Genomic DNA, 12824 nt, shown 5'->3' on the forward strand with positions numbered 1-12824 from the left:
TTTTTATTTCATACCCCATAGTATAACATACTTACCAAAAACTCTTGAATAAAATATTTGAAAACGAAGTTCCGCTCTCGCTTTGCTCGACGGAACGACCATGGTCAGAACCCCCTAACCGGATCGAAGTCAAACTGGACTTGGATGGATCTCAAGTATCCCAACTTTTCCCATTCGCCAAGTACTTCCTCGATAGTATCCTTAATGCCTGCAAGCTGCTCCATATCCTCATGCTTTACATATATAACCATGCGGTAGATGTCATTAATCTTGCCAATAACAGCCGCTGCAGGGCCTATGATTATCGCATTTTGAATTCTCATCCTATCGATAAACGCACGAAGCTGATTAGCCTTCTCTTTTCCGAACTCCTCATCCTTAGCCCATATCTGAATCGCAAGCATATGAGCTGCAGGCGGGTATCTGAGAAGCTCCCTGTAGGATATTTCCTCCTCGTAGAACGCCTTGTAATCCTGCTTCGCTGCACTGATTATAGCATAATTATCAGGCTGATAGGACTGTATCACAACGTTCCCCGGCACGCTTCCACGGCCTGCTCTGCCTGCGGCCTGAGTAAGAAGCTGAAAGGTTCTCTCTCCTGCCCTGTAGTCGGAAGCATTGAGTGACATATCCGCAGCCAATATTCCCACAAGAGTTACATTAGGAAAATCGTGACCCTTGACTATCATCTGGGTTCCGACAAGAACATTTGCCTCCTCCGCTGCAAAGGCGGATAAGATTTTTTCATAGCTGCCCTTGGTCCTTGTGGTGTCAGCATCCATTCTGAGTACTCTCGCTTTAGGAAAAAGCTTTAATACTTCCTTCTCTATCTGCTGCGTTCCTGCTCTGAAAGCCGATACATATTTAGACCCGCATTCGGGACATATCTTCTGAACAGGCTGTGTATGCCCGCAGTAATGACAAATAAGCATACCTCCCCTGTGCTCCGACATCGACACATCACAGTGAGGACACTTGAAAACATAACCACAGGACCTGCATGAAACAAATCCCGCAAGCCCTCGTCTATTTATGAAAAGCATGGCCTGATGGCCTGTATCCAGAGCCTCTGCCAGTTTTTCCTGAAGACTCCTGCTGAAAATCGAGCGATTGCCGCTCCTAAGCTCTTCTCTAAGATCAGCTATCTCAACATCCGGAAGGGTTCCGCCGGTAAGTCTTCTGTTCAACTCAAACAGCTTGTACTCTCCCTTCATCGCCCTGTAATAAGTCTCGAGAGAAGGAGTTGCCGACCCCAGTACAACACTTGCTCCTCCGGGAACAAGCTTTGCAAGCTCGATCGCAGTCTCCCTTGCATGGTACTTAGGCATTGTTTCGCTTTTATAGGTGGACTCATGCTCTTCGTCTATAATTATGAGTCCCACCTTAGGAAAAGGTGTAAACAGTGCGGATCTTGGACCTATGATGATGTCTATGTCACCCTCAGCTGCACGCTTGGCTTGGTCATACTTCTCTCCCGGCGAAAGAGTTGAGTTCATGACTGAAACCCTCTCTCCGAAATGTCTGTAAAACCTCATGAGTGTCTGATATGTAAGAGCAATCTCGGGAATAAGCACAATAGCCTGCTTCCCTCTTGATATGATCTCGTCTATCATTTTTATATAGACTTCCGTCTTACCGCTTCCGGTGATTCCATGGATGAGATAGGTCTGCCTCATTCCCGAATCATAGTCAGCTATTACGCTATCCACTATGTTCTTCTGCTCTGGACTAAGCGTGATATCCTTACGCTGAGAGTTCACATCCCCCACGGGATTCCTGTAGTACTCCTCGCTATCGACGATGATCACTCCCTTTTCGGAAAGCGACCTGATAACTGCCGATGTCACATTGAGCTTACCCGTCACAAGTTCATATGGAATTCTCTCATCAGGGTTCTCTAAGAGAGCCTCCAGTAGTCGGCCTCTTGCCACCTGATGCTTTTTTACACAGTTAGAATAGAAATCCCCGGCATCTCTCTCTCTCATCCCAAGCCTTATATAACGCTTTACAAGGGCCTTGGATTTCTTACGAACGGGAATTACTGTCCTGAGGGCATTTATCATGGTTGAACCATAGTATTTGTGCATCCACGCTGCAAGCTGCACCATGATTCTCTCCGCTGACATCTCTCCTTCTTCGATATCAAGGATTTCCTTGGTCTTTTCGGGATCAAACTCAGGGACATCCGTAATGCCTATTACATACCCCTGTCTCTTGGTGTTTCCTTTTCCAAAAGGCACGCTGACACAGCTACCCACCTCAACTTTTCCAAGTAATCTCTCCGGGATTCTGTACTGAAACGGCCGATCCACCTTCTCATGGGAGATATCGATTATTATATTTGCAAAAGATAAGCTCCCATTTTCCATCAAGCCTTTTCCTGCATCTCCTCTAAAATCTCTTTAATGAGCACTCTCTCATCCATGGGATATTTAACTCCCTTGATTTCCTGATAGTCCTCATGTCCTTTTCCGGCAAGAACGATAATATCGCCCTGCTCACCATTCTCAATCGCGTAACGGATGGCTTCCTTTCTGTCTGCAATCTTAATGTATTCGCCATCAGTTTTCTTCATTCCTGTCTCGATATCGTTAATGATATCCATAGGATCTTCGAATCTCGGATTATCTGATGTTATGATGGTAAAATCTGCAAGCTTTCCGCTTACTTCACCCATCTCAAATCTTCTGAGTTTTGAGCGGTTTCCTCCACATCCAAACAGACATATAAGTCTTGTGGGATGATAATCCTTAAGTGTGGACAGAAGACTCTTTAATGCCATAGCATTGTGCGCATAATCGATCATAAGTGTGAACTCATCAGATACCTTGACCATCTCGATTCTGCCCTTTACATGAGCTTTTTTCAAAGCCTCAGCTATCTGCTGTTCATCGCAGCCAAGACGCTTTGCCACAGCGATAGCGCAGAGTGCATTATAAACCGAAAATCTTCCGGGTGTAGGAACCTGTGCATGCATCTCGGTTGTTCCCTTAGTATCAAACATAACACCCAGTTCACCCGGCTTATGAATATAAGCAAGATTTATTGCCTGAAGGTCTGCATTCTCATTAAATCCATAGGTTGTAAGCTCACAGGTGTGTCCGGCAGTAACGTCATTCACGTGCTGATCGTCAGCGTTTGCTATGCCAAACTTACACTGTTTGAAAAGAAGACCCTTGCAGTGCATATAATCATCGAAATCCTTATGCTCACCGGGTCCAATATGATCAGGCTCTATATTTGTGAAAACACCAATATCATAGATGAAGCCCTGACTTCTGTGTAGCATAAGTCCCTGGGAAGAAACCTCCATAACCACACTATCGCAGCCTGCATCTACCATTCTGCGCATGTATTCCTGAAGCTCATATGACTCAGGAGTTGTGTTCTCGGCATGAATATGCTCATCTCCGATAACAACCTCGATTGTTCCTATAAGACCGCACTTATGTCCGGCATTCTCAAGCATATTTCTTATAAGATATGTAGTAGTTGTCTTACCCTTTGTTCCTGTAATTCCTATTGTCTTTAGGCTCTGTGCAGGATTTCCGAACCACTCAGCAGAAATGAAAGCCATCGCATATCTTGTGCTTTCAACCTTTACAACAACTGTCTTTGAATCCGCAGGGATTTCAACATCCTTCTGCACAATGATTGCTGCCGCACCCTTATTCGCAGCCTCGCCTGCAGCGGAATGACCGTCGAAGTTCATTCCCTCTATACATATGAAAAGACATCCCTCTGTGATCTTGCGGTTATCCTTTACAACCTCTGTAATTTCTACAGCCGCAACGTCTGCCTTTTCCTTACTTCCCCCTACATAAGCCTCATAAGTCAGGTTTTTAAGCAAGTTTTCCAGTTTCATAGCACTTCTCCTTATTCCTTAATAAAATCATAAATTTTTCTATCGTTTTTCTTAAGTTTTTGAACACAATCCGTTCACATTTGGAATGTATATTATAGATAAGATAGTTGATGAACTAACTATCTCCCCCTCATAAGAAACCGCAGACACACGCATCTAGCGTGTGTTTTGTGGTTTATGGAAGAAAATCTTTAGGAACTATCTGAATACTTTCCTCACCTCTAAATTCATTAATTTTTGCCTGGTATACAATCTTAATATTCATTTTAACATGATTATCTCCGCTATATAATTTTTCCCTTTGGTCACTACCAAAATTCGTATCAAGAAATTCATTCCATCTCTCAAACAAACTTCCAAAGACCATCATATCATAGAAACGACCGGAATCATCCCTTACAGTCATTTTAGCAGTGTTGGCATTTTTTCCAAGTATCCTGCCCCTGACAAGCTCAACTCCGCGCGCAGCAAATAAAGGCTCAGGATTGCCCTGTCCAAAGGGGCTGAGTCTCTCTATCTCTTTTAAAAGCCCAATATTAAGATACCCAATAGGCAGCTCCATATCAAACCTGATTACTTCTTCAAAATCGGCTTCAGTAAGTTTGCTGTTTTCATTAAGTGCGTTCCTGAAATTATTGAGGTTTTCCTTTTTCAGTGTAAAACCTGCAGCCATCTTGTGCCCGCCAAATTTGACCATAAGATCTCTACATTCACTTAAGGCGTCAAACATATGATAGGATTCTATTGATCTTCCGGAGCCCTTAATAAGGCCATCTCTTGTATCTGTAATTACAAAAACAGGATGATTGGTCTCTTCTCTCACCCTTCCTGCAATAATTCCCGCCAGCGATTCGTGAAGCTCAGGCATATATATTACGAGCACGTCAGGAAGCTTATCCCCATATTCGGAAATAATCTCCATAGCCTCATCCTTGCCCTGAACAGTCATATCCTTTCTGCTGTCGTTCATCTCCTTTAATTCAAGGGCAATTTTCGCAGCAGCCTGAGGATTCTCCTCTGTAAGAAGCTCAAGTCCTCTCATGGCAGAATCCAGTCTTCCTGTAGCGTTTAGGCAGGGACCTATTACAAATCCATAAATATAAACACTTACTGCAAAAGGATCGATCTCATTTGCCCTAAGAAGGGCCTTCAGACCCTCATTCTGCGTCCTTGTGATACACCTGAAGGACTGTTTAACAATAATCCTGTTCTCATCCTTAAGCGGCATAACATCACATACTGTGGCCCAGCCTGCAAAAATAGTAAGCTCCTCAAAAAGTCTTGCAGTAGCAGATTTTCCCGAAAGTCCCATCTTTTCAGTAAGAACCTGTATAAACTTATATGCGACCATCGCGCCGCAAATTTCAGAATACGGATACTCATCATCACGTCTCTTGGGATCAACAACCGCATCAGCAGGAGGAAGAATCATCTTCTCCTTATCCTCCTCAGCGTAGCTGACCTCGTGGTGATCTGTCACAACCACCGTCATGCCAAGCTCCTTCGCATGAGCTATCTGCTCAACAGCTGCGATTCCGTTATCACAGGTTATTATTGTTCCCTTGCCATCCTCATGAGCCTGATTTACAAGATTGATACTAAGACCGTATCCATCCTCGATTCTATGGGGCAGAATTGCATCCACATTTCCGCCACAGAACTTTATTCCTGTTAAAAGAATATATGACGAACAGATGCCATCAACATCATAGTCACCAATGATTCTGATTACATCTCCCTCTTCGATTTTGGCTTTAATTATTTCCGCAGCCAAATCTATGTCCTTAAGCATATGAGGATCATGCAAGAGACTCATATCTCCGCCAAGATACCTCTTAACATCATCCTCTTCATAAACTTCTCTATTTCTTAAAATTCTCGCCGTTATCGGTGAAATCCCATGCTTCCTCGCTATCGCATTAAAATCTGCACCTTTTCTTATTTCAAGCCACTTCGCCATTCAAAACCTCGTATTGCCGTATTTTATTTGCCTCTTTAAAAAATTATGGGCTGCCGCATTTGCGACAGCCCTCATATTTGTTTGATATGATGAATTACTTCTCTTTCTTGAAGCCCTTCTTAAGATCAAGCCAAATCGGTGATGCGATAAAGATTGATGAATAAGTTCCGGCTACTACACCGACCATAAGAGGCAGTGCGAAGAAGCGGATATCCGGCACACCGAAAATAGCAAGTGAAAGAACCATGATGAAAGTTGTAATTGATGTGAACAAGCTTCGTGAAACAGTCTGGCTTACACTCTTATTTACAAGCTCCTCAAGCTGATCCTGACGATTCATAAATATGTGGTTCTCTCTGATACGGTCGAAGGTAACGATTGTATCGTTTATGGAGTAACCGATGATTGTAAGAACTGCAGCGATGAATGTACCACCAACCTGAATTCTTGTAAGTGCATAACATGTAATAACGATGAGTGCGTCATGTGCAAGTGCGATGATAGCTGCGGCACCAAACTTGATATCTCTGAATCTGATCCAGATATAAGCAAGCATAAGAACAAGAGCAATGATAAGTGCTATTGTAGCATCAGCACGCATCTCGTTACTGATTGTAGAACTGATACTCTCAGCTGCAATGTTCTCTGCAGGTACTGAGTAATCTGTCTTGAACATATCATCAACAGCTTCTCTCTGATCAACAGTAAGTGTAACTGTCTTAAAGATAACCTGATTTGATCCTGCAACAGTCTGAACCTGAACTGAATCAACACCAGTGAGTTCCTTGATCTTCGGAACAATCTCTGCGTCAAGCCTCTCTGTTGTCCATTCCTCGTTGAAAGTTACGCTTGTAGATGTACCACCAACGAAGTCAAGGCTGTAGTTAAATGCGCCCTGGCCGCGGCCTGCATTTATTCCCATTACAACAGCGCCGATAACGATGATTGCAACTGAGATTGCATAGAACATCTTTCTCTTTGTTGTGAAATCAACAATCTTAAGCTCTCTAGCCTTGCCGTACCACTTCTTGTCCTCAAGTCCGAGACCATAGAAGATGTTTGTGATGATTCTTGTAACAACAAGTGCTGTGAACATTGAAACAACAATACCAAGAGCAAGTGTTGAAGCAAAGCCCTTAACGGTACCTGTTCCGCGAAGTCCCAGGATTGCTGCAGCAATAAGTGTTGTGATGTTACCATCAAGGATAGCAGAAAGAGCCTTGCTGTAGCCAGCCTTGATAGCACCCTTAACATCCTTACCGCCTGCGATTTCCTCTCTGATACGTGAGAATACAAGCACGTTAGCATCAACGGCCATACCTACTGAAAGGATGATACCTGCGATACCGGGAAGTGTAAGTGTGATCTCAAATGCAGAAAGAAGAAGAATCTCCAGTCCGCAGTAGAACATAAGCGCAATACTTGCAGCTACACCGAGCAGCTTGTAAAGAACGATCATGAACAGGATGATTGCAATGAAACCAACGATTGCAGCAATCATACTTGTATGTATAGCGTTAGAACCGAGCTGAGCTCCTACAACGTTTGAACGAAGTTCGTTAAGCTGAAGCTTAAGTCCACCGATACGGATCATTGAAGCAAGGTTTGATGCTGATTCGAAGCTCTCCTCACCTGTGATAATAGCTCTTCCGTCTGTGATCTCAGCCTGAACGTTAGGAACTGAGATGAACTCACCATCATAGTAGATACCGATTGACTCGCCTGCTGCATAAGCCTTCTTGGTAGCCTCTGCGAATGCAAGCTTACCTGCCTCTGTAAACTCAAGAGAAACAACTACTTCCTGAGTATTAGCTGTACCGGAATTCTGATAGCCTGCCTCTGCTGCTGCAACATCCTCACCCTTAAGGACGATAGAACCATCAGCTTCGAGTTCCTCAATTGTCTTGTTTAATACATATCCAATCTCGCCGTCACCTGAGAGAACGTAGTTACCATCCTCGTCAAGAGTGAAGCCTGAATTGTATGTGTAGTTCTCATTGCCCTGGCTGTCTGTCTGAGCGATGAAGTACAGGTTACCGGGCTGTCCAAGCTCTTCAAGAATCTTGTTGGCATCTGTAACACCGGGAATCTCAATATTGATTCGGTTAGTACCTTCCTGATAAACCTGTGATTCTGTACTGTACTGATCTACACGCTGCTGGAGCTTGTAAATAGTATCTGCCATGTCTGAGGCACTTGGTGTACCATCACCGACAACTTCATAGGTAATGCTGACACCACCTGCCAGGTCAAGTCCGAGATCGATGCTCTTCAGTGAACCTGACTTATCGCTTCCAAGGCCATATACTGATGTATAGCCAAGTCCTGCAAGCAGCAACAATGCTACGAGCAAAGCGATTACTGATTTTACTCTTTTCATTTTTCTTAACCCTCCGTCTATACTCACTCGGCTTGTGCAGCTTTGATCATGATCGCGCATTCTACACGCTTTCTCTGAAGCTCACATCCCGTATGATAGGTTGTATTTATGTCGCCGTTGAAGTTATAGGCGTTTGCAGCACAACCACCGCTGCAATAATATCTTGCAAAGCACTTCTGACACTCCGGTCTCGAGTACACATTGCTCTCTTTGAACTGTTTCTGGATATCGTATCTGGTAATACCATCAAATACGTTACCCATAATAAAGTCTTCATTACCAACAAACTGATGACATGGATAAAGGTCACCCCAGGGAGTAACACCCAGATATTCACAGCCTGATCCGCAGCCTGAAAGTCTCTTGGCAACACAGGGGCCACCCTCCAGATCAATGTTAAAGTGGAAGAAATTGAATCCCTTTCCTTCCTTCTGTCTCTGGAGATAGAACTTGGCAAGCTCATCATACTGCTCGCAGAGATAAGGAATATCCTCATCCTTGATAGCGTACCAGTCCTCCGGCTTAGCTACAACCGGCTCAACTGAAATCTGTTTAAATCCAAGATCCGCAAGATGCTTAACATCCTCGCAGAAATCCAGATTGTTGTGTGTAAAGGTTCCTCTCACGAAGTATCTGAGCTGATGGCGACTCTCTGCCACCTTCTGGAATTTGGGAACGATTGTATCGTAGGTTCCCTGACCTCCGCGAAGCGGACGCATCTTATCGTTAACTTCCTTGCGTCCGTCTATTGAAAGGACGATGTTACCCATCTCCTTATTAGCATATTCAAGTATCTCATCATTAAGAAGAGTTCCGTTTGTTGTAAGTGTGAAGCGGAAGTTCTTATCGTGCTCCTTCTCAAGGCTTCGTCCGTACTCAACTATTTTCTTGACTACTTCCCAGTTGAGAAGCGGCTCTCCTCCGAAGAAATCAACTTCAAGATTCCTTCTGCTGCCGGAATTCTTAATAAGGAAATCCAGTGCTGCCTTACCGACCTCTTCAGTCATAAGAGCTTTTCTACCGTGATACTCACCCTCGTCCGCAAAACAGTATTTACATCTGAGATTGCAGTCATGAGCGATGTTAAGGCAAAGTGCCTTGATCACTGTATCTCTTTCCTTAAACTCTTCTACATAATTCTCATAAACATCATCGGTATAAAGAACTTCACCTCTTCGAAGCTCAAGTATATCGGATATAGCATCTGTCAGATCCTCTCTGCCATAGCTATCAAAATTGCCGGCAAGTTCATCAACAAGCTCATTAAGAAGTTCCTTGTCGTCAACATTCTCAGCACCCTTCGCGGTAATATCCGCAGAACCAAAGCGCTTTTTCAATTGTTCCTCCACGGGATGAATGAGGTCAAAAACAATGTCATCCACTACGTGAACGGAACCACTGTTTACATCCAGAACAATATCATAGCCGTTGTTCTTGTATGCATGTACCATATAAAATTCTCACTACCTTTTCTTTGTTATTGAAGTTTTCATAAATCAAGCAGCGGCATGGCCGCTGCCTGTTTATACAAAACTATTTAGCCTATGGCGCCAATTACTTGCTAGCAACCTGCTCGCAGCTCTGGTTACCAACAGTGCAAGAAGTCTTGCATGCAGACTGGCAGGATGTCTGGCACTCACCGCAGCCGCCCTTCTTCATGGACTCCTTAAGATTTCTAGTTGCAAGTGTCTTTACATGCTTCATAACTCGTCTCCTTTTCATTCAGGAATAATACTGAAAAACAACACAGTTTTCCACATTTCAGTAGTATACCATATTTTATAACCTGCGAAAAGCACTTTGTGCGATTACTTGCAAATTGCTTTTAAAACCTGTTTATCACTCTTCTGAAGACTCTTCAGCTTCAGCGGAATTATCCTTAAGGTCAAATGCCCCCTCTGGAATATATACAAGTACATCCGTAATACGGTTTCTCTTAATCGCACTTGCAGTAAGTTCAACACCGTTTTCAAGTTTAGTGGTTTCACCGCCCCTTGGAAGTCTGTCCAGGTTCTCTATCATAAGTCCTCCGATTGAATCATAATCATCTGACTCAAAAGCTGTTCCGAGAGCATCATTGATATCATCAAGCTTCATATTTCCTTCAACAAGGAACCTTCCGCCGCCAAGCTCTCTTATCTGCTCCTCCTCATCGGAATCGTACTCGTCACGGATTTCTCCTACAATCTCCTCAAGAAGGTCTTCCAGGGTTATCATACCTACTGTTGCACCATATTCACTAAGGACAAAGGCTACATTCTGGGCATTTTTCCTCATCTCCATAAGAAGGTCTGCCGTTTTCTTGTATTCGTAGGTGTAGTATGCCTCTCTTAGGTAATCGCTGATTTTAAAGTTATCCTTATCCGAAACAAGCACCATATCCTTAATATTAATAAGACCTATGATGTTGTCCTGATTGTCCTCATAGACAGGAATTCGTGTATACATCTCCTGCTTGAAAACACGCATAACCTCATGATATTCAGCATCTGAGCTCACGCAGCTCATATCAATTCTGGGGATCATTACGTCCTTTGCAACCGCATCGGAAAATTCAAATACGTTGTAAATGATCTCTTTTTCACCGCTCTCGATTACTCCGTCCTCGTGGCTTACGTCAACGTAGGTCTTAAGTTCCTTTTCAGTCATAAGCTGATGAGAGTTCTTATCGACTCTGAGCACCTTTAAAACCACATCCGCAACCACATTGACGATCCAGATTATAGGCGTTAAGACCTTCATAATAAGAAGGATCACTCTGGAATAAAAAAGCGCCAGATTTTCACAATATGTCGTGGCTATGGTCTTAGGTATGATCTCACCGATAATCAGCACAACGATCGTCAAAACACCGGTGCCGATACTGATTGCAAAATCGCCCCATATTCTCTGAACGTAGATTGTCATCAGTGCAGAGGCTGACAGATTAACAATATTGTTACCTATAAGAACTGCTGACAGCATGTTCTGATAATCGTCAAGGATGCGCGAAACAGCTATGGCACGCTTGTTGTTTTCCTCCACGAGAGTCTTGATCCTGACTCTGCTCACACAGCTCATGGCTGTCTCCGCCGATGAAAAAAATGCAGATAAAAATACAAGAATGATCAAAATGATAAGCTGTACTATATTTTTCTGCAATATTACTTACCTCCCCATTTTACTCACTACCTGCTTCTTGATGATGAAGTAGCTTATTAGATGCACTGACGCGGTAATGAACCAGGTCACCGGATATGAAATATATAAAACCGTAAGGTCGTGATAAATTCTGAAAACCGTAAGTATCCACACAATACGAAGTCCGCAGGCTCCGACAATCGACACGATCATAGGAACTGTAGAATAGCCCATACCGCGAAGGCTTCCGCAGATAACATCCATGAAACCGCACAGGAAATACAGAGTGCATATAACCGCCATACGCTGTATTCCGAACTGTATCGTAGCTGGTTCTTTTGTATAAATTCCTACCAGCTGCGGCCCGAAGAAATTAAAGATATTACCCATTGCAAAGCCAACAACAAATACTACCGCAAGGCAGGTTCTAAGAACCTTTCCGATTCTGTCAGGCTTGTTTGCTCCGACATTCTGGCTCGTAAACGATACACATGCCTGATATACGGCATTCATCGCCATGTAGACAAAGCCCTCTATGTTGGCTGCAGCAGCACTTCCTGCCATAGCAATGGATCCGAACTCATTGATTGAGGACTGGATAAGGACATTTGAGAATGAAAAGATCATTCCCTGAAATCCTGCCGGCAGACCAACACGAATTATCCTCTTAGCCTTGTCAGCATCTACTCTCACTTTTTTCAGATCAAGCTTATATATCTCATCGGTTCTGATAAGTGCTCTTACTATGAAAAATGCCGATAACGCCTGTGCAAGAATTGTAGCAAGTGCGACACCTGCAACATTCATATGAAGTCCCATGACAAATATAAGATTCAGAATAACATTTACAAAGCCAGCATTTATCAGGTAATACAGTGGCCTTCTGGTATCGCCCGTTGCCCTAAGTACTGCAGCTCCGAAGTTGTAGAGCATGTTGACAGGCATTCCGATAAAGTAAATTCGCATGTACAGAGTTGAAAGCCCGATTACTTCTTCGGGTGATCCCATCAGTTCAAGAATTGGCCTTGAAATAAAAAAACCAATTACTCCGATAGCAATGCCGCCTAAAAGAGCAAGTGCAATCGTTGTATGCACTGTCTCTTCCATTTCTTTCTTCTGTCTTGCAGCAAAGTATCTTGCGGCAAGAACATTGACTCCCACAGACAGACCCATGAAAACGCTAAGGATCATGTTTATTACAGAGCCTGTCGATCCAATAGCCGCAACGCAGTTTGCGCCCAGAGTCTCATCGCCTGAAAATTGGCCGACTACTACGATGTCTGCTGCATTAAATAGAAGCTGCAGCACACTTGATAGCAATAGTGGTATGGAAAAAAGGAGAATCTTCGGAAGAAGAGCCCCCTTAGTCATGTCTATCTCGTAGGTTTTTGTTTTAGTATTCATTTAAATTACCTGTTATTACTAAATAACCCCTCATCCGGCGCTTCGCGCCACCTTCTCCCTTAGGGAGAAGGCTTTTTTATTTAACATCTGTCCCC

8 protein-coding genes are annotated in these 12824 nt (G+C 43.5%); all 8 read right to left on the reverse strand.

What is annotated here, in order from left to right; translation table 11 throughout:
- Positions 1-104: 104 nt before the first annotated feature.
- The 8 genes from priA to G586_RS0117810 all read right to left on the reverse strand — a co-directional run bounded on the left by priA (position 105) and on the right by G586_RS0117810 (position 12729).
- Positions 105-2369, reverse strand: a complete 2265-nt coding sequence (priA, locus tag G586_RS0117775; protein ID WP_026528789.1) for a replication restart helicase PriA — start codon at positions 2367-2369, stop codon at positions 105-107.
- Complete coding sequence (locus G586_RS0117780) at positions 2369-3865, reverse strand: UDP-N-acetylmuramoyl-L-alanyl-D-glutamate--2,6-diaminopimelate ligase (RefSeq protein ID WP_026528790.1); 1497 nt, start codon at positions 3863-3865, stop codon at positions 2369-2371. Before G586_RS0117780 ends, priA begins: the two co-directional genes overlap by 1 nt.
- Before the next feature lie 175 nt (positions 3866-4040).
- A complete protein-coding gene (gene recJ, locus G586_RS0117785) occupies positions 4041-5825 on the reverse strand; it encodes a single-stranded-DNA-specific exonuclease RecJ (protein WP_026528791.1) in 1785 nt (594 codons plus the stop codon).
- 94 nt (positions 5826-5919) lie between these two features.
- The gene (gene secD / locus G586_RS0117790) at positions 5920-8205 is read right to left on the reverse strand and encodes a protein translocase subunit SecD (protein WP_026528792.1); all 2286 of its coding nucleotides are present in this window, start codon (positions 8203-8205) and stop codon (positions 5920-5922) included.
- A gap of 23 nt (positions 8206-8228) precedes the next feature.
- Positions 8229-9656 carry a thioether cross-link-forming SCIFF peptide maturase gene (scfB, locus tag G586_RS0117795; RefSeq protein WP_026528793.1) on the reverse strand — a complete coding sequence of 476 codons (1428 nt, stop codon included), beginning with the start codon at positions 9654-9656 and terminating at the stop codon, positions 8229-8231.
- Positions 9657-9759: 103 nt separating this feature from the next.
- The gene (gene scfA, locus G586_RS23715) at positions 9760-9909 is read right to left on the reverse strand and encodes a six-cysteine ranthipeptide SCIFF (protein ID WP_035773500.1); all 150 of its coding nucleotides are present in this window, start codon (positions 9907-9909) and stop codon (positions 9760-9762) included.
- Positions 9910-10044: 135 nt separating this feature from the next.
- Positions 10045-11346, reverse strand: coding sequence for an HlyC/CorC family transporter (locus G586_RS0117805; RefSeq protein WP_035773501.1), 1302 nt, complete (start codon positions 11344-11346; stop codon positions 10045-10047).
- A 6-nt stretch (positions 11347-11352) separates the two neighbouring features.
- A complete protein-coding gene (locus G586_RS0117810; RefSeq protein WP_026528795.1) occupies positions 11353-12729 on the reverse strand; it encodes an MATE family efflux transporter in 1377 nt (458 codons plus the stop codon).
- Positions 12730-12824 lie beyond the last annotated feature (95 nt).

The organism is Butyrivibrio sp. VCD2006 (assembly GCF_000423925.1).
Taxonomy (GTDB): domain Bacteria; phylum Bacillota; class Clostridia; order Lachnospirales; family Lachnospiraceae; genus Butyrivibrio.

Coding starts and splice junctions, on each gene's coding strand:
- priA (WP_026528789.1), bottom strand. CDS start 2,369: ATGGAAAATGGGAGCTTATCTTTTGCAAATATAATAATCGATATCTCC.
- G586_RS0117780 (WP_026528790.1), bottom strand. CDS start 3,865: ATGAAACTGGAAAACTTGCTTAAAAACCTGACTTATGAGGCTTATGTA.
- recJ (WP_026528791.1), bottom strand. CDS start 5,825: ATGGCGAAGTGGCTTGAAATAAGAAAAGGTGCAGATTTTAATGCGATA.
- secD (WP_026528792.1), bottom strand. CDS start 8,205: ATGAAAAGAGTAAAATCAGTAATCGCTTTGCTCGTAGCATTGTTGCTG.
- scfB (WP_026528793.1), bottom strand. CDS start 9,656: ATGGTACATGCATACAAGAACAACGGCTATGATATTGTTCTGGATGTA.
- scfA (WP_035773500.1), bottom strand. CDS start 9,909: ATGAAGCATGTAAAGACACTTGCAACTAGAAATCTTAAGGAGTCCATG.
- G586_RS0117810 (WP_026528795.1), bottom strand. CDS start 12,729: ATGAATACTAAAACAAAAACCTACGAGATAGACATGACTAAGGGGGCT.